Raw genomic sequence first — 24,543 nt, 5'->3', positions numbered from 1 at the left:
CGGACCGATGACTGGCGGGCGTGTTCTTGCTTCTTCAAGGGCCTGCGCACACCCGCGGCAACCACAAAGTGACCCACGACGTGTGGGTTTTGTTTGTCCGGCAAGGAGTTAGGCATGGCCCAGGGCACCGTGAAGTGGTTCAACGCCGACAAGGGGTTCGGCTTCATCGCCATTGACGGCGGTGGTCCGGACGTCTTCGTCCACTACTCGGCGATCGCCACCAACGGATACCGTACGCTCGAGGACAATCAGCGCGTGGAGTTCGAGGTCGTCCAGGGCGACCGCGGCCCGCAGGCGGACCAGGTCCGTCCGCTGTAGTACCGAAAACGTTCGGTCAAAGTTCACCCGTCGGGGTCCGTGCCGTTTCGGTACGGGCCTCTTCGCTTTTTTGGAGCCGCTCGATCGCCCAGAGCGCCCACTCGCGCGACGCGACCAAGTGCCGAAGGCCCCTTTCAAGGGCATAACGCCCAAAACTGGACTCGCCGACGTCACTGCACAGTGTTTCCAGTTCGGCTCTCCTCGCCTCGACGTGACGCAACTCCTCCCGCAGCAGGCCGAGGGCCTCTTCCCGGGGGAGCAGGGGAATCAGGAAGGCCCGTAGCGCCCCCTCATTGCGCACGCGCTGTTCCGGCTTGGTCTCGAGCAGCCACTGGTGCAGTTCGCTTCTGCCGGCCGCGGTGATGGAGTAGGTCTTGCGGCCGCGCGAGCCCTCCGCCTCCACCCGCAGCAGTCCGTCCGCCGCCATGCGGTTCAGCTCGGGATAGATCTGGCTGTGGCTCGCCTGCCAGACATAGGCGAGCGACCCCTCGAACCGCTTGGTCAGGTCATAGCCGCTGGACGGTCCGCCCGCCTCGATCAGTGCCAGCAGTGCTGCGCGCAGTGACATCCGCCCAGGATAGCCCGATGTCGACATGTCATAGACAGACATGTTGAAGTTGACATGTCGGCTCTCACATGTTGGTATCGACGCGTTGATCGAACGTGTGAGAAGGGATCGAGATGTCGGCCATGACGAGCACCGCGCCGCCGGACACGGCACGCGGGCCCAAGACGGGTCTGCTGATCGTCGCCGTACTCGGCGGCATGTTCCTCGCGATGCTGGACCAGACGATCGTCGGCACCTCGCTGCCGCGGATCGTCGCGGACCTGCGCGGCGAGGACCTCTACACCTGGGTCGTCACGGCCTACCTGCTGACCTCGACGATCACCGTGCCGCTGTACGGGCGGCTGTCCGACGTGCACGGCCGCAAGCCGCTCCTGCTGATCGGGGTCACCGTCTTCCTCGCCGGCTCCGCGCTGTGCGCGGCCGCGCAGAACATGCCCGAGCTCATCGCCTTCCGCGCGGTCCAGGGCCTCGGCGCCGGCGCGCTCATCCCGCTGTCGCTCGCGCTGGTCGCCGACCTGTTCCCGCCGCAGAACTCCGGGCGCATCCAGGGTGCGGTCGGCGGAGTCATGGCCCTCAGCTACGTCGCCGGCCCCTACCTCGGCGGCCTGCTCACCGAGCAGGCGAACTGGCGCTGGGTCTTCCTGGTGAACCTGCCGATCGGCGTGGTCGTCCTCGCGGTGATCGCCCTCCGCCTGCCCCACCGGCGCCGCGAGCGCGTCCCCGCCCGGCCCGACTACCTCGGGATCGCGGTCTTCGCGGCCGCGATCGGGCTCCTGCTGTACGGCCTGACCGAGAAGGGCCGCTCGACGGCCGCCGGCGCCACCCACGCGTGGACGAGCGGGACCGTCGCCGCGCCGATCGCCGCCTCGATCGTCCTGCTCGTCTCGTTCGTCCTCGTCGAGCGGCGCGCCGCCGAGCCGATCGTGCCGCTCGGCCTGTTCCGCAACCGCACCTACACGGCGGCCAACGTCGGCTCGTTCTTCACGGCCTTCGGCATGTACGCGGCCATCATCTTCCTGCCCCGCTACTTCCAGAGCGTGCACGGCGACAGCGCCAGCACCTCCGGCCTGAAGGTCTACCCGCTGATGCTCGGCATGCTGGCCGGCAGCTTCGTCACCGGCGCGCTGATCAGCCGGACCAAGCGGTACAAGCCCTGGCTGGTCGCGGCCCCCGCCCTGCTCGCCGCCGGATCGCTCCTGTGCGCGGGCATCGGCGTCCACACCGGCGTCTGGGTCCTGGCCGGCTGGATGGCGCTGATCGGACTGGGCATCGGGCCGATGCTGTCCGGACTCACCATCGCCGTGCAGAACGCCGTCGAACCGGAGCACATCGGCACCGCCACCAGCAAGATCACCTTCTTCCGTCAGGTCGGCGGGTCGGTCGCCCTGGCGATCGCCGGTACCGCGTACGCCTCCCACGTGCGCGCCGCCGCCCCCGCGCACGGCCTGGCCGCCGCGTCGGCGTCCGCCACCGCGACCGTGATCCCGTGGCTCGGCGCGGCCGGCGCCGCCATCGCGCTGGTGGTCTTCGCCCTGATGCCCGAGTCCCCGCTGCGGCGCCTCGCCCCCTCCGCCCCCACGGTCGAGTGAGGCGGCACAATGGATGTCATGTCCTTGGACCCCAAGATCGCCGATCGTCTCAAGCGGACCGAAGACGGGCTCGTCCCGGCCATCGCCCAGCAGTACGACACGGGCGAGGTACTCATGCTGGCCTGGATGGACGACGAGGCCCTGCACCGCACGCTGACCACCGGCCGCGCCACCTACTGGTCGCGCAGCCGCAAGGAGTACTGGGTGAAGGGGGAGTCCTCCGGCCACCAGCAGTGGGTCAAGGAGGTCGCCCTCGACTGCGACGGCGACGCAATCCTGGTCAAGGTCGACCAGGTCGGGGCCGCCTGCCACACCGGGGACCGCACCTGCTGGGACGCCGACCGCCTCGACCCGGCCGTGGGAGAGCGTCCCCAGTGACCACCCGCCGCGAACTCGCCGCCGCCGCGCTGCTCGGCGCGGTGGGTGCGGGGCTCGCCGCCGGGTTCACCGGCCGGACCTGGGCGACCGTCACCGTACGCGGTGGCCCGGAGCTCGTGCCGTCGCTGCAGCACCTCACCGGGAGGTCGCTGAGCGGCGGCATCGCCGCTCTCGGCCTGGTCGGGCTCGCCGGGATCGCCGCGCTGCTCGCCACGCGCGGCTGGGCGCGGACGGCCGTGGGCGTGCTGCTGACCGGCTTCGGCGTGCTCATCGCCGTGCTGTCGCCGCTGGCCGTCCGCCACGCGCGGGTGGTGTCCGCCGCCGCCGACCGGACCAACCTCACCCGGCTGACCGGCGACCTGTCCGTGCACGTGAGCGGCTGGTGGATCGTCGCGATGGCGGGCGGGATCCTGCTGGCCGCCGCCGGGCTGCTCACCGTCGTACGCGGCCGGCGCTGGCCCGGCATGTCCGCCCGCTACGACCGGCCGGGCACCGCCCCGCGCACGAGCGACGACCCCGCCTCGCTGTGGAAGTCGCTCGACCGCGGCGACGACCCCACCCGCGACGAGTTCCAGGAGCACTGATTGAGCGGGCGCGCCCCGGCCGGACCGGCCGGCGAGGGGGCCGCGCCGGACCCCCGAGCCCCGCGCTCGCGGTGGCGACCACCGTCGAACACCCCGCCGGGACCGGCCGGGGCCGACGGCGCGCCGGGCGCCCGTGTCCCGCGTCCGCGGCCGGGAGCCGGATCGGGCGCGGCGGCCCGCGCCACCGTGCTGGTGGTCGAGCACGATCCGGGCGTCGCCGACCTCATCCGGCTCTACCTCACCCGCGAGGGATACCGCGTCCGGCTCGTCGGCGACCCGGACGCGGCCGCCGGACTCGCCCGTACGCTGCGACCCGACGCGATCGTCCTCGACCTGACCACCGGCGTGTACCGGGACCTCGCGGAGGCCGCCGGTCCGGCGGTCGTCGTGTCCGTGGTGCCGCCGGGCATGACGGCGCCCGGCGGGTACACCGTGCCGCGCCCGTTCAGCCCCCGGGTGCTCCTGGCCACGCTCGGCCGCGCCCTGCGGGGCCACCGGGCCGCCGCGCCACGGGACGACGTCCTGCGGGCCGGGAACGTCGTGCTGGACCCGGGCGCCCGTTCGGTCACCGTGGCGGGGGTGCCCAAGGCGCTGACCGCCGTGGAGTTCGACCTGCTGGCGTTCCTGATGGGCCATCCGGGGCGGGTCTTCGGCCGTGACCAGCTCCTCGTCGCCGTGTGGGGGAACACCGAGGCCGCCGGCGTCCGCACCGTCGACGTCCACATCGCCCAGCTGCGCGCCAAGCTGGGCGCGGGCAGCCCGCTGCGCACCGTACGCGGCGTCGGCTATGTCGCCGATGTCTGAGCCGCCGACCCCGCGACCCGTCCGGCCGTACGCTGAGAGCGTGACAGTGGGACGGTTCGAGAGCCCGCCGATGACGCGGGCGGGTCACCGCAGGGCGCGCTGGTCGCCGTACGCCGTCCTCGCCGGGGTGATCGGCGCGGCCGGCTACGTCACGATGGTCGATCCCAACCATCCGGGGCACTACCCGACCTGCCCCTTCCTCGCCGTGACCGGGTACTACTGTCCCGGCTGCGGGACGCTGCGCATGATCCACGCGATCGGCCACGGACATCTGACCGAGGCGTTCGGCCGCAACCCGCTGGCCTTCGCCACACTGCCATTCCTGGCTTACCTCTGGGTCAGATGGGTGTCGGCGGCGCGGAGGGGACGGCCGGTGCGGTCCAGAATCCTCCACCCGGCCGTGATCATCGGGTTCACCGTGGTCATCCTGGTGTACTGGGTCGTCCGGAATCTCCCTGCCGGACGTGCCCTGGCGCCGTGATCTTCCACCCCGGCAAGGCGCATCGCATCGGCGGGGCTACGATCGAGACACACGACCGTCCGGCAGGGGGGATCGTTCCGTGAGTGAGCTCGTGCGACAGGGCTCGACGCGGCGGCGGTGCGGACGTCCGGCGAGCGATCAGCGGGGAGGGCATATGGGCGACCGGTTCGGCAGAGCGGCGTCGCGGACGCCTTCCATGAGAGCGGGGAGGGTGGGCTCGTGAGCGTGCTCGACGAGATCCTGGACGGCGTCCGGGCAGATCTTGCGGAGCGGCAGGAGGCCGTGTCGCTCGACGCGCTCAAGCGGATGGCCACCCACGCCCCATCGCCGCTTAACGCGATCGGCGCACTGCGTGGCCAGGGCGTCGCGGTGATCGCCGAGGTCAAGCGGTGCAGCCCGTCGAAGGGCGCGCTCGCCGCGATCGCCGACCCGGCCGCGCTCGCCGCCGACTACGAGGCCGGCGGCGCCGCCGTGATCAGCGTGCTGACCGAGCGTCGCCGCTTCGGCGGCAGCATCGACGACCTGGCCGCGGTCCGCAACCGCGTCGACATCCCGGTGCTGCGCAAGGACTTCGTCGTCTCCTCCTATCAGCTCTGGGAGGCGCGGGCGTACGGCGCCGACCTCGTGCTGCTGATCGTGGCCGCGCTCGAGCAGCAGGCCCTGATCTCCCTGATCGAGCGGGCCGAGTCGATCGGGCTCACGCCGCTCGTCGAGGTGCACACCGAGGAGGAGCTGGAGCGCGCGCTGGACGCGAACGCGAAGGTCATCGGCGTCAACGCCCGTGACCTGACCACGCTGCGCGTCGACCGCGGCACCTTCGCCCGGATCGCGCCGCAGATCCCCGACGGCATCGTGAAGATCGCCGAGTCCGGTGTGCGCGGGCCGCACGACCTGCTGGCCTACGCCTCCTCCGGGGCCGACGCCGTCCTCGTCGGGGAGAGCCTCGTCATCGGCAAGGACCCGCGCTCGGCGGTGTCCGACCTCGTCGCCGCCGGGACGCACCCGGCCCTGCGCCAGGGCAAGTAGGCGGCGGAGCAAGTAAGCTGTGGGCATGATCCTTCGCGAGCGATGGCGGGCCTGAATCGGCATTCCAGTTGATCGGATCGGCTTTACCCACCTGCGACAGGACCATTGTGATGACCATCGATTCCGCACGCTCTCTTCCTGATCTGACCGGGCACTTCGGCCCCTTCGGCGGCCGGTTCGCGCCCGAGGCGCTCATGGCGGCGCTCGACGAGCTCACCACCGCCTACCAGACCGCCATGGCGGACCCGGCGTTCCGCGGCGAGCTCGACCACCTGCTGGCGACGTACGCCGGGCGGCCCAGCCTTCTCACCGAGGCGAAGCGGTTCGGCGCGGAGGCCGGCGGCGCGCGGATCCTCCTCAAGCGCGAGGACCTCAACCACACCGGTTCGCACAAGATCAATAACGTGCTGGGGCAGGCGCTGCTCACTCAGCGCATGGGCAAGACCCGGATCATCGCCGAGACCGGCGCCGGCCAGCACGGCGTCGCCACCGCGACCGCGGCGGCGCTGCTCGGTCTCGAGTGCGTCGTCTACATGGGCGAGGTCGACACCGTCCGCCAGGCGCTGAACGTCGCCCGGATGCGGATGCTCGGCGCCGAGGTGGTCGCGGTCAAGACCGGCAGCCGCACCCTCAAGGACGCCTGCAACGAGGCGTTCCGCGACTGGGTGGCGACCGTGGAGGACACCCACTACTGCATCGGCTCGGTCATGGGCCCGCACCCGTTCCCGATGATGGTCCGCGACTTCCAGCGGATCATCGGCGTCGAGGCCCGCGAGCAGGTCCTCGAGCTGACCGGGCGGCTGCCCGACGCGGTCGTCGCCTGCGTCGGCGGCGGGTCGAACGCCATCGGCGCCTTCCACGCCTTCGTCCCCGATGAGGGCGTCCGGCTCTACGGCTTCGAGGCCGGCGGCGGCGGCGTCGAGACCGGCAAGCACGCCGCGACCCTCGTCGGCGGGTCCCTCGGAGTCATCCACGGCATGCGCACCTACCTGCTGCAGGACGAGGACGGCCAGACCCTGGAGACCCACTCGGTGTCGGCCGGGCTCGACTATCCCGGCGTCGGCCCCGAGCACTCCTGGCTGCACGACAGCGGCCGCGCCACCTACGAGGCCGTCACCGACGCCGAGGCCATGGACGCCTTCGCGCTCCTGTGCCGCACCGAGGGCATCATCCCCGCCATCGAGTCCGCGCACGCGCTGGCCGGCGCGCTCCGCGTCGGCCGCGAGCTCGGCCCGGACGCCACGATCGTGGTCTGCCTCTCCGGCCGGGGCGACAAGGACATGCACACGGCCGCCGAATGGTTCGGGTTGGTCGAGGGCGAGGGGTCGGTCCGATGAGTGAGCGGAGTGAGGTCATGGAACGGACCGAGGGCGCGCCGGCGCGTACCGTCGCGACGGCTTTCGAGCGGGCCAAGGCGGAAGGGCGGGCCGCGCTCGTCGGCTACCTGCCCGCGGGGTTCCCCTCGTACGAGGGGGCCATCGCCGCCGCGACGGCCATGGTCGAGGCCGGCTGTGACGTCATCGAGATCGGCCTGCCCTACACCGACCCTCTCATGGACGGCCCGACCATCCAGGACGCCGTCCACCAGGCGCTGACCGGCGGGTTCCGGGTCGCCGACGTGTTCCGCACGGTCGAGGCGGTCGCCGCCACCGGCGTGCGCACGCTCGTCATGACGTACTGGAACCCCGTCGACCGCTACGGCGTCGACGCCTTCGCCCGTGACCTGGCCTCGGCGGGCGGCTCGGGCCTGATCACCCCGGACCTCACCCCGGAGGAGGCCGAGCCGTGGCTCGCCGCCTCCGACGCGTACGACCTCGACCGGGTGTTCCTGGTCGCGCTGAGCTCCACCGACGAGCGCCTGGCCACGATCACCGGTCTGTCCCGCGGCTTCGTGTACGCCGCCTCGCTCATGGGCGTGACCGGGGCGCGCACCGCCGTCGACACCGGCGCGGCGCACCTGGTCGAACGCACCCGCAAGGCGATCGCGGGGCGGTCCCCGCTGCCCGTCGGGCTCGGCCTCGGCGTGAGCAACGGCGACCAGGCCGCGCAGGTCGCGGGCTTCGCGGACGGAGTGATCGTCGGGTCGGCGTTCATCCGGAGGCTGCTCGACGCGCCGTCCCCCGAGGCCGGGATCGACGCCGTACGCCGCCTCACCGCCGAACTCGCGGCGGGCGTCCGGCGATAGCGCGGGCACTCCCGTCCCGAAGGTGACAGGATCTACCCCGTGCTTGACGGCGTCCTTACATTCTCGTCGCCTATGCTGGCGCGCGCCGGGATCATCTCAGGGTGAGGAACGACAGTGGCTGAAGCCAAGGCTGACTCCGCCGGGCGTGGCACCAAGGCCAGCAGTGGGGCGTCCAGGCCCGCGAGCGGGAGGAAGACCCCCGCGAGCGGGCGGGGCGGACCGGGAGGCGGTAAGACCCGCCCCGCGAACGCGGCGGCCCGCCCCGCGAACGCCAAGGTCACGACCGTCGACGACGGGACCGACGCGGCCGGGCGGGTCCGCCTGCCGTCGCTGCCGGAGCGCTACCAGGAGTGGATCACGCTCGTCGTGCGCGTGGGGCTCGCGGGCATCCTCGGGATCGCCGGATACGCGAAGTTCACCGAGCCCGCCGCGTTGCAGAAGACGGCGGTGGCCGCGTACCGCATCCTGCCGCAGAGCATGGTCACTCCGGTCGCCCTCGGTCTGCCGGTGCTGGAGATGGTCCTCGCCGCGATGATCCTTCTCGGCTTCGCCACGAGGGTCATGGCGATCTGCGTGGGTCTGCTGTTCCTCGTCTTCATCGCCGGAATCATCTCCGTGGCCGCACGCGGGTTGTCCATCGACTGCGGCTGTTTCGGTGGTGGCGGCACGGTGGCCAAGGGCCAGACCCACTACCTTAGAGAGGTCTTCCGAGACCTCGGCTTCCTCGCTCTCGCCGCCTGGCTGATGTTGTACCCGCGCGGCAAATTCGCGCTCGACCGGGCGCTCGGGATGTACGCCTGAGCATCACCCGGCCCGAGCGCTCAACGAATATCAACTAGGAGACCAGATGAGTAAGGCCGCTCGACAGCGGTCGGCCCGCGAGCGGCTGGCGGAGGAGCGCAAGCGTCAGGCGCAGAAACAACAGCGGATGCGCGCCCTGACCATCGCCATCAGCGCTCTCGCGATCGTGGCGCTGGCCGTGATCGTCACCGTGTACGTCGTGAACAAGAAGGACAAGAACACCTACACCGGTGCGATCGCGCCGGCGACCCGCCTGGCCGACGGCGGGGTCCTGATGGGCAAGCCGGGGATCAAGGCGCCCAAGCTGGAGATGTTCGAGGACTTCCAGTGCCCCATCTGCCACGAGATGGAGAGCACCAGCGGCAACACCGTCAAGAAGCTCGCCGCCGAGGGCAAGGTCAACGTCGTCTACTACCCGTTCTGGCTGTTCCAGCAGCGGGAGGAACCGATCCGGGGCAACTCCCAGCGGGCGGCCAACGCCGCGCTGTGCGCTCCGGCGGACAAGTGGGTCCAGTACCACGACATGATCTACAAGAACCAGCCGGCGGAGGGCTCGAACGGCTTCTCCAACAAGGACCTCATCGGCTGGGCCAAGAAGCTCGGCTTCGACACGCCGACCTTCGAGCAGTGCGTGAAGGGCCTGCAGAAGCAGAGCCAGCTCGAGGCGGTCACGAAGTACGCGGAGCAGACCCGTAACGTCACCGGCACGCCGACCGTCTACCTCAACGGCCAGTCGTTGGACCTGACGAACGTGCTGCTCAAGCCGTCCGCGCTGGAGAAGGCCGTCCTGGCCGCCAAGCCCGTCGACGCGACGCCGAGCGCGTCCCCGTCGACGACGCCGAGCGGCTCGGCGAGCGCGTCACCCTCCAAGACCGCCCAGTGACGGCCGCGGGCGGCGCCGACCATGGCGCTGCCCGCCGGCCGTCGCGGACCGACGGAAAGAAGAGGGGCGCGGCCACCGGCCGCGTCCCTCTTTCCACGTCCCCGGCCGGAGCCGGCCCAGTGGATCACGCGGTGATCTGAGGGCCCGAGCAGGCAAGGCGCCGCCGCGGAGCGGCGCGGAGTCGGACGGAGCGGGCGTCTCCGGCGAATCGCATGCCGGAGGAGCGCGCGATCCCGTACATTCGACGCCTGATCTTCACCGCCGCCGCGCCTCCGCGTGTCCGCCAGGCGGTAATCTCACATCCCATGCAGCAGCCGCTCGCCTTCATCCCCAGCCCGTCGCAGGGGAGCATCCATCTGGGACCCCTCCCGCTCCGCGGGTACGCCCTGATGATCATCATCGGGGTGATCGTCGCCGTCTGGCTCGGGGAGCGGCGCTGGGTGGCGCGCGGCGGCGCGGCGGGGACGGTCGTCGACATCGCGGTCTGGGCCGTGCCGTTCGGTCTGGTCGGCGGGCGCCTCTACCACGTCATCACCGACCACCAGCTCTACTTCGGGCACGGGCACCATCCCATCGACGCGCTCAAGGTCTGGAACGGCGGGCTCGGCATCTGGGGGGCCATCGCCCTCGGCACCTTCGGCGCCTACCTCGGCTGCCGCCGCCGGGGCATCTCGCTGCGCGTGTTCGCCGACGCCGCGGCACCGGGCATCGCCCTCGCCCAGGCGATCGGACGCTGGGGCAACTGGTTCAACCAGGAGCTGTACGGCCGGCCCAGCAAGCTTCCCTGGGCGGTGAAGATCGACCCGGCGCACCGTCCGTCGGACGCGAAGTACGCCGACATCGCCACCTACCACCCGACCTTCCTCTACGAGTGCCTCTGGTGCGTCGGCGTGGCCGTCCTGGTCATCTGGGCGGAGAAGCGGTTCCGGCTCGCGTACGGCCGTGCGTTCGCGCTGTACGTCGCCGCCTACACGGTCGGCCGGGCCTGGACCGAGTGGCTGCGCATCGACGAGGCGCACCACATCCTGGGCGTGCGGCTCAACGACTGGACCTGCCTGATCGTGTTCCTCGGCGCGGTGGCCTACATGTACCTCCAGCGGCACAGGACCGAGAACCCGCCGGGCGCCCTGGGCACGGCGGCGGATGCCGGCGACGCCACCGTGGACCCGGCCGAACCGGCCACCACGGACGGCGACGCCACGGCGGAGCCGTCCGACTCCGACCCGGCCCGGGAGACGGGCGCCGACGCGGTCCCGGAGACGGGCTCCGAGCCGGACGCGGAGCCGACGGCCGCCGAGGCCGACGCGGAGCCTGCCGAGCCGGATGACACGACGGCTGCCGAATCCGACCCGGCGCCGACCGAGGCGAAGGACGGCAAGACCGCGGCCGTTGAGCCCGGCGAGACAAAGGACGACGGGCCGGCGAAGGCGGCGGCCGTCGAGCCCGCCGAGGCCGAGGACGGCAAGCCCGCGACGGGCGACGCCACGGACGACGAGGCCACGGACAACGCGGACAACGCGGACGACGAGGCCACGGGCGGCGAGGTCGACGGCCAGGCCGAGGACGGCGACCGTACGGAGGCCGCGCCCGCCACGGCGACCGGCGAATCGGCCGCAGCGGACAAGGCGGCGGACAGCGGGACGTCCAAGGCGGCCGACGCCGAGACCCCCGACGCCGAGAGCCATGACGGCGGGGCGGCGGATGCCGATGAGGCTCAGCCGGCGACCGGCGCGGACGAGACCGGGACCGGCGCTACCGGCGAGCGCGCGTCCCAGGACGCCGAGTCCGCTCCGGCGGACACCGCCGACCGGTCGTCGGCGGCCCGCAGGGCGTGATGGCCCGCCGGGCGTGACCGCCCGCGGGGGTGACGGGTCGCGCCGGGGTGACGGACCGCGCCGGGTGTGATGGCCCGCTCCGCAGGGCGGGCGGACGCCCTGTCGGCGCGTGGGGTACGCCACAAACTGTGCGACAAAATGGGGCAGAGCGGCGATATGGACATCTCGTCCGTGGAGGTTCGCTAAGCTCACGGCTCGTGAGCGAGATGGGTTACGAGGATCGGGAGCAGGGTCGGCCGTCGCGGGGACGCCGCGCCGCACAAGGCTCGGGCGGTAGATCCAAGCGGAACCTTCTGGTCATCGGTGGTGCCGCGGTGGCCATGCTCCTCGTCGCCGCCTGTGGCAGCGACAAGAAGCCGCAGGCCGCCGCCGCGACGCGGGTGACGCCCAAGGTGTACGTCAACACCCCGGCCAACTCCCAGGTGAAGAAGCTGGCCCAGCGCACCAAGGACAAGCGTCCGCTGAACAAGAACGAGGTGTTCGGCGACGACGACAAGACCGTCACCCACGGCAAGTACACCTTCACGCTCGCCGGATCGGACCTCGCCGGTGACTGCAAGGCCGCCACCTGGGGGCAGGAGCTCCAGAGCGACCTGGCGAAGTACGGCTGCACCCAGATCGCCCGCGGCGCGTACGTCAGCAACGACAAGCAGTACGTCGGCCAGTTCCTCGCGCTGAACCTCGAGAACCAGCAGGGCGCCGAGCAGATCGTCCGCGACCTGGACCCCGCCAGCGGCGCGGGCTTCGTCTCCCCGCTCGCGGTGAAGGGATCGACGAACTTCAGCAACGGGTTCAGCGCCGCCTACAGCCAGACGTTCGGCCACTACGTGGTCGTCAGCTGGGTCGAGAAGGCCGGCGGAGCCCAGCCGCAGACGATGAACGAGCTCCTGGACGCCAGTATCGCCATCGAGCGGGCCGACGACTTCGTCTGGGAACGACTCGTCCTCGCCAGTGAATAGGCGTTCGCGCCGGCGGTCCGGGTCGCCTGCCGACCACGGCGACGAGAACGCCCCGCCGCCCCCCGAGGGGAACGCCCCGCCGCCGTCGCCGGGGTACGGCGCGCCGCCTCAACATTGGGACGCAGGGCGACCTCCCGCCTGGAACGGCGGGTACCCCCCGGCCACGGAGGGGCGGCAGCCGCCCGCGTGGAACGACGGACGACCTCCGATGGGGGAGGGGCGACAGCCGTCGGCATGGCACGGCGGACAGCCCCCCGCCCAGGAGGGGCGGCCGCCGTCCGGACCGAACGACGGACCGCCCCCGGCCTGGGAGGGACAGGAGCCGTCCGCGTGGAACGGCGGGCGCCCTCCCGGCTGGGAGGGACAGGACGATCCGGAGGCGGAGAAGCCACGACGATCGCGTCCGTCGCTCCGGATCCCGGCGATCAAGCTGCCGGCCCTGCCCGCGCGCGGTGAGACGGGCCCCAGCGCCGTGCCGCCCGCCGCGTACTTCGCCGCGGCCGGAGTCCTCCTCGTCGTCGCGCTCATCGCCGCCGCCGGCGTGTTCGTGCTGCTCCACGACGACCCGAAGCCGACCGGGCCGGAGCAGGCGGGCGCACCGGCCGGCGGCCCGCTGCCCTCGGTGTACTCCGCGGCATCCTCGACGGCCGTGTTCGCGCCGATCGCCAAGCGCACCGCCGATCCTTCCCCCCTGACCGCGAACGAGGTCTTCGACGAGAAGAAGATCTCGGATCAGGACGCCAAGGCGTCATTGAAACTCACGGCGTCCAAGCTGGACGCCCGGTGCGCCGACACCGTGTGGGGACAGCCGCTCATCCGGCTCCTGCAGCAGTCGGGCTGCACCCAGACGACGCGCGGGGTCTACGGCGACAAGAACTTCACGGCCATGGTGACGATCTTCAACCTGGCTGACTCCACGGCCGCCGACAGGCTCGTCGCGGCGGCCGATCCACGGACCGGCAACGGGTTCGTGCGCCCGCTGGGCGAGGACGGGGCGTTCGGCCAGGGGTTCAGCACCGCGCGCGGGGTGGCGATGGGCCACTACGCGGTGATCACCTGGGTACGGCGCGCGGACGGCTCCGGGAGCGAGACGGATCCGAAGCTGGTGTCGCTGCTCGTCACGATCGGCCCCCCGCCCGCCATCGTCGGGCGCGTCGCCGACAAGGGCCAGCAGGGCTGACGCCCGCCCCGCAGCCCACTCGCCGTCATGTGCTGCGCGTGCGCCACGCCGCGCGGTCCGGGATCAGGGGGTGAGCGTCCGCCGTACCGCGTCGGGAAGGTCGGCGAGCCGGTGGGCGGGCAGGTCCAGCACGGTCGCGTCGCCGAGCCAGGGGGCGGCCTCCTGGATCCGGGCACGCGCCTGGTTCTTGGTCAGGTCACCGGCGGCGTGCCGGATGAGACCTTCCCGCCAGGAGTTGGCCACCCGGCCGTGCGGCCGGTCGAGGATGTGGCGGAGGACGGCTCCGGTGCCGCCGGGCGGCTCGACGCGGGACGCGACGATCTCGCCGGGTGCCGTCTTCAGGTGGTACACCGCCGCGAGCACGCCCTTGAGGGATCGGGGGAGTGTCGCGGGGGTGAGCACCCGCACGCGCTCCGCCCGCGACGCGAGCAGCACGCGTGGCAGCAGGGCGTCGTACCCGGCCGGGAGCGCGATGACGACGTCACCGGTGCGGCCGGCGTACGGCTTGGCGAGCCAGGTCGCCAGGTGCACCCGGGGCGTGCCGGGCGCGAAACCCTTGGGCCAGTCGCCGACCAGCAGGTCGGCGGGCTCGGCGGCGGCCTCGAGGGGCCGTTCCGGGGCCTCCACCGCCTGCGGCCCCTGCGTGTAGATCCGGGTGCCGGCGGTCGTGGATCCGAGCGTCTTCCAGGTGCGGCTCGTGGGCCGCAGGACGTACAGGTCGCTGGCGGACCCGATGGCCGGCGCCCCGTCGTAGCGGTTGAAGTCAGGCCAGATCGCCTCGTACGCCAGGTGCAGCGGCCCGATGGCCTCCTGAACCTTCAGTGCCAGCGCGGGGGTGCCCTCGCTGGCGCCGTACGCCACCAGTACCCGGCCGGAGTCGTGGTCCCGCAGCCCCTCCAGGCCGCGCCGGGTGAACAGCGCGACGCCCTCGGGGGTGTACGGCGGGTCGGTGAAGACGAGGTCGGCCCACTCCCGCGCGCCGGGCGGCAGCCCCAGCCGCAGGTCGGCGAACCGGCAGCGGATCGGCAGGCCGCGCCGGGCGGCCTCCGCGCCGATGAACTCCAGGATGCGGTCGTCGATGTCGACCACGGTGATCTCGACCCCGGGGTGGGTCAGCGCGACCGCCAGGGACGTGAGGTCGTGGTCGCCGACGCACAGCAGCCGCGCGGAGCCGAGCCAGAACCGGGCGCCGAGCAGCAGCGCCCGCCGTACGGCCGTGTCGGCGGTCGCGGCGACGTGGTCCAGCGCGGTACGGGCGCGGGGCGCGGCCGCGATCAGCGCCGCCATCTCGGCGACGGCGTCGGCGTGCTTGGGCAGAAGGTGGGCGACCGGGTCGGCGATGATCGCGGGGGCGGCCAGCGGCCGGTAGGCGGCCACGCGGTCGCGGCGGATCCGGCCGTCCTCCAGGTCGTCCCCGAGCGCCGCCAGCAGCGCGTCGACCGCCCGGCGGGGCGCGGCGGTCGCGCGTACGAGCGCGTCGGCGTCCCACGAACGGTCATCGGTCAGCAGTGTGAGGGCGTGGCGCAGGCGGCGGGCCCCGACACCCTCCAGAAGACGCGCGGCCTCCTCGGGTACCTCGGACATGCGTCCAGCGTAGAGGTGTCCCTCGGACATGGCGTCCAGCACGGAGGTGCGAAATCCGGCCGAATGGGAGGGAACCACGCTCTAGGCTTCTTCCATCAAAAATGGGAGGGAACCGCGCCCGGGGTTTTCCCATCGAAGAGGCGATGTCATCAGAGGAGATCGCGATATGAGTTACCCGTACCCGCCCAACGGTCCTGGCGAGCAGCCCCCTGGAGACCAGTCCGGCGGGTGGGGCGCGCCGCCCCCGCAGGGCGGATACGACCCGTCCGGTGCCGGCTGGCAGCACCAGGAGACGATGGCGGCCGGGGTCCCCATGGGACCGCCGCAGATGCAGCCTCCGCAGATGCAGCCTCCGATGGGACCGATGGGCCAGCCGCCGATGGGTCCGATGGGCCCGATGGGGCCGATGGGGCAGCCGCCGATGGGCCCGCCCCAGAAGAAGAACACCGGTCTGGTCGTCGGAGCGATCGCCGCCGCCGTCGTCGTCGTGGGCGGCGTGCTGGGCGGCGCCTACTTCATCGCCGCGAACGGCGGGAAGGACAAGGACAAGACGGGGCCGTCGCCGGCCGCGGTGGGGACGCCCGGACCGGGACAGACCGGCGGACAGCCGGGCACGGCGGCCGGTCAGTACAAGCCGTCCTACTACAACGCCACCAAGTCCTGGTCGCTGTGGAACAACCTGAACACGGCCGCGCAGGATTCCAGGGCGATGACGCTGGGCGAGGTCTTCAGCGACGGCGAGGCCAAGGCCCAGACCAACAACATCGAGCACATCACGATGCAGCTGCAGGGCACCGGGCGGCTGGACACGGACTGCGGGAGCACGGTGTGGGGCCCGGCGCTGAAGACGGCGCTGCAGAGCTACGGGTGCACGCAGGCGATCCGGGCCGCGTACGTCTCGACCGACCAGAAATGGGTCGGCCAGTTGGTGATCTTCAACCTGCGGGACGTCAACGCCGCCAACACGCTGATCCAGGACATGGACCCGGAGGCGGCCGCGAAGGGCTTCTTCCAGCCCGTGTCGGGCGCCTCGCCGGTGGACCGTTTCGGCAAGGGCGCCACCGGCGCGTCCGGCGGTGCGTACGGTCACTTCGTCGTCATCGGCTGGGCCGGATCCGCGGACGGTTCCGGGTCCGAGAGCGACACCATCGCCCCGGCGTCGCTCACGGAGCGCGCGGGCAAGACGTTCCTGTTCCAGCGGAACGTGGGCTAGAACCGACCAATCTGGAAGATCGCTGAGCCTGCCGGCGGTGGTGCCCTCCGCCGGCATCGCGGCAGGTCGGACTGCCTTCCCCGGACCGGAACAACCGGATGAAGGACCCGGTTGGTACAAGGTGCGGAAGATTGTCGAAGTTTCGCGATCACGCCGCGTCGGGGATGAATCAGGCAGTGTTGTAATCTCTAGACACCGCAGTGGGCCAACGTCGTCCCGGACTGCACTGACGAGGAGCGTAACGAGACGACGGGAGGGTTGATGGTGCCTGCTGCCATGATTCCGGGCCGGGGACGCCCTGAGCGTCAAGGTCTGTACGACCCCGCGGGTGAACATGACGCCTGTGGCGTCGGCATGGTCGCCGACCTCAATGGTCGCAAGAGCCACGACATCATCGTCAAGGCCTTGACCGTCCTGCGTAACCTGGATCACCGCGGTGCCAAGGGCGCCGAACCGGACGACGGCGACGGCGCCGGAATCCTCACCCAGCTGCCCGACGCCCTGTTCCGCGAGGTCCTCGGGTTCGAGCTGCCCGAGCCGGGCGCGTACGCCGCCGGCATCGCGTTCCTGCCCATGGACGAGGCGAAGCGCGCCGAGGCCGTGGCCGTCATCGAGCGGATCGCGGACGAGGAGGGACTGACCGTCCTCGGCTGGCGCGAGCTCCCGTACGACCCGGAGTTCACCGGGCCGACGGCGCGCGCGGTCATGCCGCACTTCGCCCAGCTGTTCCTCAGCGCCCGGAACGGCGCGCGGGAGCTGGAGCTCGACCGGATCGTCTTCTGCGCCCGCGAGCGCATGGAGCAGGACACCGGGGTGTACTTCCCGAGCCTGTCCAGCCGCACGATCGTCTACAAGGGGATGCTGACCACCCCGCAGCTGGAGCCGTTCTTCCCGGACCTGTCGGACCGGCGCTACACCAGCGGCATCGCGCTGGTGCACTCACGGTTCTCCACCAACACGTTCCCGGCGTGGGAGCTGGCCCACCCGTACCGGTTCATCGCGCACAACGGCGAGATCAACACGGTCAAGGGCAACCGGAACTGGATGCGGGCCCGCGAGGCGCTGCTCAAGTCCGACCTGCTGCCGGGCGAGCTGTCCCGGATCTTCCCGGTGATCGACATGGAGGCCAGCGACACGGCCTCCTTCGACGAGTGCCTGGAGCTGCTCCACCTCGGCGGCCGGTCGCTGCCGCACTCGGTGCTGATGATGATCCCCGAGGCGTGGGAGAACCACACCGAGATGGACGCCGAACGGCGCGCCTTCTACGAGTTCCACTCGACGCTGATGGAGGCCTGGGACGGCCCGGCGAGCGTCACCTTCACCGACGGCACCGTCGTCGGCGCGGTCCTGGACCGCAACGGCCTGCGCCCGGGACGCTTCTGGGTCACCGACGACGGCTTCGTCGTCCTGGCCAGCGAGGCCGGCGTCCTGGAGATCGAGTCCTCCAAGGTCGTCCGCAAGGGCCGCCTGCAGCCCGGCAAGATCTTCCTCGTCGACACGGCACAGGGCCGCATCGTCGAGGACGACGAGATCAAGGCCGAGCTCGCCCGCGAGCACCCGTACGCCGAGTGGCTCCGCGACGGCCTCGTGCGCTTCGAGGAGCTGCCCGAGCGCGAGCTGCGCGTCGTCGAGGAGCTGCACGAGGGCGAGGTGCCCTCGCACGAGACGCTCGTCAAGCGGCAGCAGGTCTTCGGCTACACCAACGAGGAGCTGAAGATCATCCTGGCGCCGATGGCGAAGAACGGCGCCGAGCCGATCGGGTCCATGGGCACCGACACGCCGCTGGCCGCGCTGTCGGACCGCCCGCGGCAGCTGTTCGACTACTTCAAGCAGCTGTTCGCCCAGGTCACGAACCCGCCGCTGGACGCCATCCGCGAAGAGCTGGTCACGAGCCTGCAGTCGACGCTCGGCCCGGAGGGCAACCTCCTCGAGCCCGGTCCGGAGTCCTGCCGCCGGCTCGTGCTGCCCACGCCGATCCTCGACAACGAGGAACTGGCCAAGATCATCCACATCAACGACGACGGCGACCGGGCCGACCTCCAGCCGTACGTCGTCTCCGGCCTGTACGACGTGACCGGCGACGGCGAGGCGCTCCGGCACCGCCTGGAGGAGATCTGCGCCGAGGTCTCGGCCGCGATCCGCGACGGCGCCCGCCTCCTCGTCCTGTCCGACCGCGGCGCCACCGTGGACCGGGCGCCGATCCCGTCGCTGCTGCTCACCGGCGCGGTGCACCACCACCTGATCCGGGAGAAGAGCCGCACGCGGGTCGGGCTGGTCGTCGAGACCGCCGACGCCCGTGAGTGCCACCACATGGCGCTGCTCATCGGGTACGGCGCCTCGGCCGTCAACCCGTACCTCGCCATCGAGACCGTCGAGGACCTGGTCGCCACCGGCGTCCTGGAGATCGAGCCGGCCAAGGCCGTCCGCAACCTTGTCAAGGCGTACGGCAAGGGCGTCCTGAAGGTCATGTCCAAGATGGGCGTGTCCACGGTCGCCTCGTACACCGGCGCGCAGATCTTCGAGGCCGTCGGCCTCGGCGAGGAGGTCATCGCCGAGTGCTTCGCCGGCACGACCTCCCGCCTCGGCGGCATCGGCTTCGACGTGCTCGCCGAGGAGGTCGCGCAGCGCCACCGCCGCGCGTTCCCGCCCGGCGGCAACGAGCTGTCGCACCGCACCCTCGAGGTCGGCGGGGAGTACCAGTGGCGGCGCGAGGGCGAGCCGCACCTGTTCAACCCCGAGACGGTCTTCAAGCTGCAGCACGCCACCCGCAGCCGCCGGTACGAGATCTTCAAGGAGTACACGAAGCTCGTCGACGAGCAGGCGCAGCGGCTGATGACCCTGCGCGGCCTGTTCAAGCTGCGCGAGGGCGTACGCCCGCCGGTGCCGATCGAGGAGGTCGAGTCGGCCGCGGAGATCGTCAAGCGGTTCTCCACCGGCGCGATGTCGTACGGCTCGATCTCCGCCGAGGCCCACGAGACCCTCGCCATCGCGATGAACCGCCTCGGCGCCAAGTCCAACACCGGTGAGGGCGGCGAGGACCCCGAGCGGTTCACGCCCGACGCCAACGGCGACCTGCGTCGCTCGGCGATCAAGCAGGTGGCCTCCGGCCGGTTCGGCGTGACCTCGGAGTACCTCACCAACGCCGACGACCTGCAGATCAAGATGGCGCAGGGCGCCAAACCCGGCGAGGGCGGCCAGCTGCCCGGCCACAAGGTGTACCCGTGGATCGCCAAGACCCGGCACTCCACGCCCGGCGTCGGGCTCATCTCCCCGCCGCCGCACCACGACATCTACTCGATCGAGGACCTCGCCCAGCTCATCCACGACCTGAAGAACGCCAACCCGGCCGCGCGCGTGCACGTCAAGCTCGTCGCCGAGGTCGGCGTCGGCACGGTCGCGGCGGGCGTGTCCAAGGCGCACGCCGACGTGGTGCTCATCTCCGGGCACGACGGCGGCACCGGCGCCTCGCCGCTCACCTCGATCAAGCACGCCGGCGCGCCCTGGGAGCTCGGCCTCGCCGAGACCCAGCAGACGCTGCTGCTCAACGGCCTGCGCGACCGCATCGTCGTGCAGACCGACGGGCAGATGAAGACCGGCCGCGACGTGGTCATCGCCGCGCTGCTCGGCGCCGAGGAGTACGGCTTCGCCACCGCGCCGCTGGTCGTCTCCGGCTGCGTGATGATGCGGGTCTGTCACCTCGACACCTGCCCGGTCGGCGTCGCGACCCAGAACCCGGAGCTGCGCAAGAAGTTCAGCGGCAAGCCGGAGTTCGTGGTCAACTTCTTCGAGTTCATCGCCGAGGAGGTCCGCGAGTACCTGGCCGCGCTCGGCTTCCGGTCCCTGGACGAGGCGATCGGGCAGGTCGGCCTCCTCGACACCGCCGAGGCCGTCGACCACTGGAAGGCCGCGGGCCTGGACCTGCGCCCGATCCTGCACCGGCCGGACCTGCCCGACGGCGCGGCGCTGCGCCGCGTCACCGAACAGGACCACGGCCTGGAGAAGGCCCTGGACAACACGCTGATCCAGCTCGCCGAGGGCGCCATCGCCTACGGCGACCAGGTGACGCTCGAGATGCCGATCCGCAACGTCAACCGCACGGTCGGCACGATGCTCGGCCACGAGGTGACCAAGAAGTGGGGCGGCGAGGGCCTGCCCGACGACACCATCGACGTCACCTTCACCGGCTCGGCCGGCAACTCGTTCGCCGCCTTCGTGCCGCGCGGGATCACCCTGCGGCTCGTCGGCGACGCCAACGACTACGTCGGCAAGGGCCTGTCCGGCGGGCGCCTCACCGTGCGCCCGCCGCTGGACGTGCCGTTCAGCGCGGAGGAGCAGATCATCGCCGGCAACGTCATGCTGTACGGCGCGACGTCCGGTGAGGCGTTCGTCCGCGGCGTCGTCGGCGAGCGGTTCTGCGTCCGCAACTCCGGCGCCACCGCCGTCGTCGAGGGCGTCGGCGACCACGGCTGCGAGTACATGACCGGCGGCCGGGCGATCATCCTCGGCCCGACCGGCCGCAACTTCGCGGCCGGCATGTCCGGCGGCATCGCGTACGTCCTGGACCTGCGGACCGACCGCCTCAACACCGAGATGGTCGACCTCGATCCGCTCGACGCCGACGACCTCGCCTACCTGCGGGACATCGTCGAGCGCCACCACACCGAGACCGGATCGACGGTGGCCGCCGCGCTGCTCGCCGACTGGGACACCGCGGCCGGCCGCTTCAGCAAGGTCATGCCGCGTGACTACAAGAGAGTCCTGACCGCCCGCGCCGCCGCGGAGGCCGAGGGACGCGACGCCGACCAGGCCGTCATGGCCGCCAGCAACGGGTGAAGGGGGAGACATGGCTGATCCGAAGGGCTTCATGACCCATCCGCGGGAGCTCCCGAAGCGTCGCCCCGTCGACGTTCGGATCCGCGACTGGCGCGAGGTGTACGAGGACTTCTCCAAGGACTCCCTGGAGAAGCAGGCGTCCCGCTGCATGGACTGCGGGGTCCCGTTCTGCCACAACGGCTGCCCGCTCGGGAACCTCATCCCCGAGTGGAACGACCTCGTCCACCGCGACGAGTGGCGGAACGCCATCGAGCGGCTGCACGCCACGAACAACTTCCCGGAGTTCACCGGGCGGCTGTGCCCGGCGCCGTGCGAGTCCGCCTGCGTCCTGGGCATCAACTCCGACCCGGTGGCGATCAAGCGGGTCGAGGTGGAGATCATCGACCGGGCGTTCGCCGAGGGCTGGGTCACGCCGCAGCCGCCGGCCGTCCGGACCGGCAAGAAGGTCGCGGTCGTCGGCTCCGGCCCGGCCGGGCTGGCCGCCGCCCAGCAGCTCACCCGCGCCGGCCACGACGTCGTCGTGTACGAGCGGGCGGACCGCCCCGGCGGGCTGCTGCGGTACGGCATCCCCGAGTTCAAGATGGAGAAGGCGCACCTGGACCGCCGCCTGGCCCAGATGCGCGCCGAGGGCACCGACTTCCGCTGCTCGGTGAACATCGGCGAGGACGTCACCGCCGAGGAGCTGCGCGCCTCGTACGACGCCGTGGTCCTCGCCGGCGGCGCCACCGCGTGGCGCGACCTCAAGGTGCCCGGCCGCGAGCTCGACGGGATCCACCAGGCGATGGAGTACCTCCCCCCGGCCAACAAGGTCCAGGAGGGCGACATCGCCGACACGCCGATCTCCGCCAAGGGCAAGCACGTCGTCGTCATCGGCGGCGGCGACACCGGCGCGGACTGCATCGGCACCGCCGTCCGCCAGGGCGCCGCGTCGATCACCCAGCTGGAGATCATGCCGCGCCCGCCGGAGACCCGGCCCGGCAGCCAGCCGTGGCCGACGTACCCGATGCTGTTCAAGATGGAGTCGGCCCACGAGGAGCTGGTCGACCTCGGCGGCGAGCGCGCGTACGCGGCGAACACGCTCGAGTTCATCGGCGACGAGAACGGCCGCGTCAAGGCGCTGCGCGTCGTGGACGTACGCGGCCCGGAGACCGGCTTCGAGCCCATCGAGGGCACCGAGCGGGAGATTCCGGCCGAGCTCGTCACCCTGGCGATGGGCTTCCTCGGCCCGCAGCGCGAGGGCCTGCTCGAGCAGCTCGGCGCCGACCTGGACCAGCGCGGCAACGTCGTCCGCGACGCGTCGTACGCCACCTCCGTCGACGGCGTGTTCGTCGCCGGTGACATGGGCCGCGGCCAGTCGCTGATCGTCTGGGCCATCGCCGAGGGCCGTTCGGCCGCGGCGGCCGTGGACAAGTGGCTGACCGGCCACTCGGCCCTGCCGGCCCCGATCCCGCCCACCGCCCGCCCGCTCGTCTGATCGCCCGCCGGTCTGACCGGCTGACAGTCCGCCGGCCCGGCCGGCCGGCCTTCTGCCCGGCCCGCTGGTCCGACCGGCCGAACCTGAGAGGCACGCCCGAGACCGGGCGTGCCTCTCGTTCGTTGTGGCGGCGTCGGCCGACACGCCACCGCCCGTACCGAGTGCTCGGCGAACGCGGCGCATGGCGGCCGATGAAGGCCGCCAAGCGGCAGAAATCAGGCGGCCGTGGCGGCGCTTACCGAGCCTCGCGCACGAGAGTCAGCCGACTAGGCCGGACGAATCGCCTCGAAGGAGGCCCGGGGCGTGTCAGGCCGGCTGTTCCTCGGGCCGGCGCGGGGCGGGCGCCGGTGCGGGGCGACGGGGGAGGGCGAAGCTGATCACGAGGGCGGCCGCGAGCAGGCCGACGCTCATCCAGAGGGTTCGGCCGAAGGCGTGGCCGTAGGTGTCGGCGGGGCCGCCGGTACCGGCGGGGTCGTGAAGCCGGTTGAAGAAGACGGTGCCGAGGATGGCGACGCCGAGGCACGCGCCGAGTTGGCTGACGGTGTTGAACAGCCCGGAGCCCGTTCCGACCTGTGCGGGTGCGACGTCGGCGAGGGTGAGCTGGGCGATCGGGGCGACGACCAGGCCCATGCCGGCGGCGCCGAGAAGGATGCCGGGCAGCAGGTCGAGTGTTCCCGTGTGGCCGTCGGCGTTCGCCGCGACGAGGGCCAGCAGCGCCAGGCCCGCGGCGGTCAGGACCAGACCGAGCTGCACGGTGAGCCTGCCGATCCTGGGCAGAAGGACCGCGGCGGACAGTCCCGCGAACACGGTGACCGTCACCGACCAGGGCAGCAGGGTCAGCCCGGCGTGCAACGGGCTCATCCCGAGTCCGCGCTGCAGGAACTGCATGATCGTGAGGAAGAACCCCATGATGGGCACGAGGAACAGCAGTTGAACCGCTAGTCCGCCGGCCAGTGAGCGCTTCGTGAGGACGCTGAGGTCGATCAGCGGCCGGCCTCCGCGAGCGGCGGTGCGGCGTTGCAGGACGCAGAACCCGGTGAGCACCAGGAGGCCGGCGAGGATGACAGGGTAGGCCCAGGTCGGCCATCCGCTGCCGGCGGACGCCGCGATGAGCGGGTAGACCACCAGGGTCAGCCCGGCGGCGGCGATCAGGACGCCCGGCAGGTCCGGCCGGCCGTGGCCGCCGCCGCGCTGGTCGGGGAGGAGTCTGGCCGCTGCGATCGCCGCCGCCGCGCCGACGGGAACGTTCACCCAGAACACCAGCCGCCAGCTCTGGCCGGCGAGGTTCCAGTCGAGGAGCGCCGGGCCCAGGATCGGGCCGGCCGTGGCGGCGATCCCCGACAGGGCGGAGTAGGCGGCCATCGCCGGACCGCGCTCCTCCACCCGGTACAGCAGCTGGATCTGTGAGAGCACCTGCGGAATCATCGCCGCGGCGAACAGCCCCTGAACGACCCGGGCCGCGACCAGCGTCCAGGGCCCGGTCGACAGCGAGCACGCCGCGGACGCGGCGGTGAACCCGGCGACACCGGCGACGAACACCCGCTTGTGCCCGAGCAGGTCACCCAGCCGGGCGCCGCTGATCAGGCCGACGGTCAGCGCCAGCGTGTAGCCGGACAGCGCCCACTCCAGTGCCGCGGGACCGGCGTGCAGGTCGGTCCCGATCGTCGGCAGCATCACGTTGAGGATCGTGACGTCCATCAAGTCCATGAAGGCCGCGAGCAGTACGACCGTCAGGGCGATCGTGCGGGTACGTCCGCTGATCGCGTCTGGCATGGCCACCCCATTCGAAGATGGTGCGTCGCACACTAAGTGTGTGACGCAATAGTTGAGTGACGCACCATAATCGGA

General features: G+C 71.8%; 20 protein-coding genes. 17 read left to right on the top strand and 3 right to left on the bottom strand.

Annotated elements, in window-relative coordinates; translation table 11 throughout:
- The first annotated feature begins 114 nt into the window (after window positions 1-114).
- The gene (locus ABD978_RS37245) at window positions 115-318 is read left to right on the top strand and encodes a cold-shock protein (protein WP_252799752.1); all 204 of its coding nucleotides are present in this window, start codon (window positions 115-117) and stop codon (window positions 316-318) included.
- A 16-nt stretch (window positions 319-334) separates the two neighbouring features.
- Here the strand turns inward: ABD978_RS37245 and ABD978_RS37240 are convergent, their stop codons facing one another.
- Complete coding sequence (locus ABD978_RS37240) at window positions 335-886, bottom strand: PadR family transcriptional regulator (RefSeq protein WP_345365171.1); 552 nt, start codon at window positions 884-886, stop codon at window positions 335-337.
- A 122-nt stretch (window positions 887-1,008) separates the two neighbouring features.
- Between ABD978_RS37240 and ABD978_RS37235 the strand changes: the two genes are divergently transcribed.
- The 13 genes from ABD978_RS37235 (at window position 1,009) to ABD978_RS37175 (ending at window position 13,591) form a co-directional block, all read left to right on the top strand.
- Entirely contained in the window at window positions 1,009-2,475 is a 1,467-nt protein-coding gene (locus ABD978_RS37235) for an MDR family MFS transporter (protein WP_345365169.1), read from the top strand.
- Between the two features lie 9 nt (window positions 2,476-2,484).
- Entirely contained in the window at window positions 2,485-2,853 is a 369-nt protein-coding gene (hisI, locus tag ABD978_RS37230) for a phosphoribosyl-AMP cyclohydrolase (protein WP_345365167.1), read from the top strand.
- A complete protein-coding gene (locus ABD978_RS37225; protein WP_345365165.1) occupies window positions 2,850-3,437 on the top strand; it encodes a Trp biosynthesis-associated membrane protein in 588 nt (195 codons plus the stop codon). The genes hisI and ABD978_RS37225 overlap by 4 nt, the downstream gene beginning before the upstream one ends.
- Window positions 3,438-4,241, top strand: a complete 804-nt coding sequence (locus ABD978_RS37220) for a response regulator transcription factor (RefSeq protein WP_345365163.1) — start codon at window positions 3,438-3,440, stop codon at window positions 4,239-4,241.
- 40 nt (window positions 4,242-4,281) lie between these two features.
- Entirely contained in the window at window positions 4,282-4,722 is a 441-nt protein-coding gene (locus tag ABD978_RS37215; protein WP_345365161.1) for a DUF2752 domain-containing protein, read from the top strand.
- Window positions 4,723-4,941: 219 nt separating this feature from the next.
- Window positions 4,942-5,748 (top strand): indole-3-glycerol phosphate synthase TrpC, encoded by an 807-nt coding sequence (gene trpC, locus ABD978_RS37210; protein WP_345365159.1) that lies wholly within the window; start codon window positions 4,942-4,944, stop codon window positions 5,746-5,748.
- A 110-nt stretch (window positions 5,749-5,858) separates the two neighbouring features.
- Window positions 5,859-7,085 carry a tryptophan synthase subunit beta gene (trpB, locus tag ABD978_RS37205; protein ID WP_345365157.1) on the top strand — a complete coding sequence of 409 codons (1,227 nt, stop codon included), beginning with the start codon at window positions 5,859-5,861 and terminating at the stop codon, window positions 7,083-7,085.
- Between the two features lie 17 nt (window positions 7,086-7,102).
- Complete coding sequence (trpA, locus tag ABD978_RS37200; RefSeq protein ID WP_345365293.1) at window positions 7,103-7,933, top strand: tryptophan synthase subunit alpha; 831 nt, start codon at window positions 7,103-7,105, stop codon at window positions 7,931-7,933.
- Between the two features lie 114 nt (window positions 7,934-8,047).
- On the top strand, window positions 8,048-8,734 hold the full coding sequence (locus ABD978_RS37195) for a MauE/DoxX family redox-associated membrane protein (RefSeq protein WP_345365155.1): 687 nt from the start codon (window positions 8,048-8,050) through the stop codon (window positions 8,732-8,734).
- Window positions 8,735-8,780: 46 nt separating this feature from the next.
- Window positions 8,781-9,617, top strand: coding sequence for a DsbA family protein (locus tag ABD978_RS37190; RefSeq protein ID WP_345365153.1), 837 nt, complete (start codon window positions 8,781-8,783; stop codon window positions 9,615-9,617).
- A 305-nt stretch (window positions 9,618-9,922) separates the two neighbouring features.
- On the top strand, window positions 9,923-11,452 hold the full coding sequence (gene lgt, locus ABD978_RS37185) for a prolipoprotein diacylglyceryl transferase (protein WP_345365151.1): 1,530 nt from the start codon (window positions 9,923-9,925) through the stop codon (window positions 11,450-11,452).
- Window positions 11,453-11,649: 197 nt separating this feature from the next.
- Window positions 11,650-12,411, top strand: a complete 762-nt coding sequence (locus ABD978_RS37180; protein ID WP_345365149.1) for a hypothetical protein — start codon at window positions 11,650-11,652, stop codon at window positions 12,409-12,411.
- 208 nt (window positions 12,412-12,619) lie between these two features.
- A complete protein-coding gene (locus ABD978_RS37175) occupies window positions 12,620-13,591 on the top strand; it encodes a hypothetical protein (RefSeq protein ID WP_345365147.1) in 972 nt (323 codons plus the stop codon).
- Window positions 13,592-13,654: 63 nt separating this feature from the next.
- Here ABD978_RS37175 and ABD978_RS37170 read toward each other — a convergent pair whose 3' ends face one another.
- On the bottom strand, window positions 13,655-15,175 hold the full coding sequence (locus ABD978_RS37170; protein WP_345365145.1) for a bis-aminopropyl spermidine synthase family protein: 1,521 nt from the start codon (window positions 15,173-15,175) through the stop codon (window positions 13,655-13,657).
- Between the two features lie 166 nt (window positions 15,176-15,341).
- Here ABD978_RS37170 and ABD978_RS37165 point away from each other — a divergent pair, with 166 nt between their 5' ends.
- From ABD978_RS37165 to ABD978_RS37155, 3 genes are all read left to right on the top strand, one after another.
- Window positions 15,342-16,388 carry a hypothetical protein gene (locus ABD978_RS37165; RefSeq protein ID WP_345365143.1) on the top strand — a complete coding sequence of 349 codons (1,047 nt, stop codon included), beginning with the start codon at window positions 15,342-15,344 and terminating at the stop codon, window positions 16,386-16,388.
- A 261-nt stretch (window positions 16,389-16,649) separates the two neighbouring features.
- Complete coding sequence (gene gltB / locus ABD978_RS37160; protein ID WP_345365141.1) at window positions 16,650-21,221, top strand: glutamate synthase large subunit; 4,572 nt, start codon at window positions 16,650-16,652, stop codon at window positions 21,219-21,221.
- A gap of 10 nt (window positions 21,222-21,231) precedes the next feature.
- Window positions 21,232-22,695, top strand: coding sequence for a glutamate synthase subunit beta (locus ABD978_RS37155; protein WP_345365139.1), 1,464 nt, complete (start codon window positions 21,232-21,234; stop codon window positions 22,693-22,695).
- Window positions 22,696-23,001: 306 nt separating this feature from the next.
- Here the strand turns inward: ABD978_RS37155 and ABD978_RS37150 are convergent, their stop codons facing one another.
- The gene (locus tag ABD978_RS37150) at window positions 23,002-24,468 is read right to left on the bottom strand and encodes an MFS transporter (protein WP_345365137.1); all 1,467 of its coding nucleotides are present in this window, start codon (window positions 24,466-24,468) and stop codon (window positions 23,002-23,004) included.
- Between the last annotated feature and the right edge of the window lie 75 nt (window positions 24,469-24,543).

This window comes from Actinoallomurus liliacearum, from assembly GCF_039542035.1.
Taxonomy (GTDB): domain Bacteria; phylum Actinomycetota; class Actinomycetes; order Streptosporangiales; family Streptosporangiaceae; genus Actinoallomurus; species Actinoallomurus liliacearum.
The sequence above is the reverse complement of the archived record's forward strand: the minus strand, read 5'-3'. Positions and strand labels throughout refer to the sequence as shown.

Bases quoted from the DNA above. Each gene is read 5' to 3' on its own strand.
- ABD978_RS37150 (WP_345365137.1), bottom strand. From the start codon at position 24,468: ATGCCAGACGCGATCAGCGGACGTACCCGCACGATCGCCCTGACGGTC.
- trpB (WP_345365157.1), top strand. From the start codon at position 5,859: ATGACCATCGATTCCGCACGCTCTCTTCCTGATCTGACCGGGCACTTC.
- gltB (WP_345365141.1), top strand. From the start codon at position 16,650: ATGGTGCCTGCTGCCATGATTCCGGGCCGGGGACGCCCTGAGCGTCAA.
- ABD978_RS37170 (WP_345365145.1), bottom strand. From the start codon at position 15,175: ATGTCCGAGGTACCCGAGGAGGCCGCGCGTCTTCTGGAGGGTGTCGGG.
- ABD978_RS37190 (WP_345365153.1), top strand. From the start codon at position 8,781: ATGAGTAAGGCCGCTCGACAGCGGTCGGCCCGCGAGCGGCTGGCGGAG.
- ABD978_RS37235 (WP_345365169.1), top strand. From the start codon at position 1,009: ATGACGAGCACCGCGCCGCCGGACACGGCACGCGGGCCCAAGACGGGT.
- ABD978_RS37165 (WP_345365143.1), top strand. From the start codon at position 15,342: ATGAGTTACCCGTACCCGCCCAACGGTCCTGGCGAGCAGCCCCCTGGA.
- ABD978_RS37240 (WP_345365171.1), bottom strand. From the start codon at position 886: ATGTCACTGCGCGCAGCACTGCTGGCACTGATCGAGGCGGGCGGACCG.
- lgt (WP_345365151.1), top strand. From the start codon at position 9,923: ATGCAGCAGCCGCTCGCCTTCATCCCCAGCCCGTCGCAGGGGAGCATC.
- ABD978_RS37155 (WP_345365139.1), top strand. From the start codon at position 21,232: ATGGCTGATCCGAAGGGCTTCATGACCCATCCGCGGGAGCTCCCGAAG.
- ABD978_RS37245 (WP_252799752.1), top strand. From the start codon at position 115: ATGGCCCAGGGCACCGTGAAGTGGTTCAACGCCGACAAGGGGTTCGGC.
- ABD978_RS37175 (WP_345365147.1), top strand. From the start codon at position 12,620: ATGGGGGAGGGGCGACAGCCGTCGGCATGGCACGGCGGACAGCCCCCC.
- trpA (WP_345365293.1), top strand. From the start codon at position 7,103: ATGGAACGGACCGAGGGCGCGCCGGCGCGTACCGTCGCGACGGCTTTC.
- hisI (WP_345365167.1), top strand. From the start codon at position 2,485: ATGGATGTCATGTCCTTGGACCCCAAGATCGCCGATCGTCTCAAGCGG.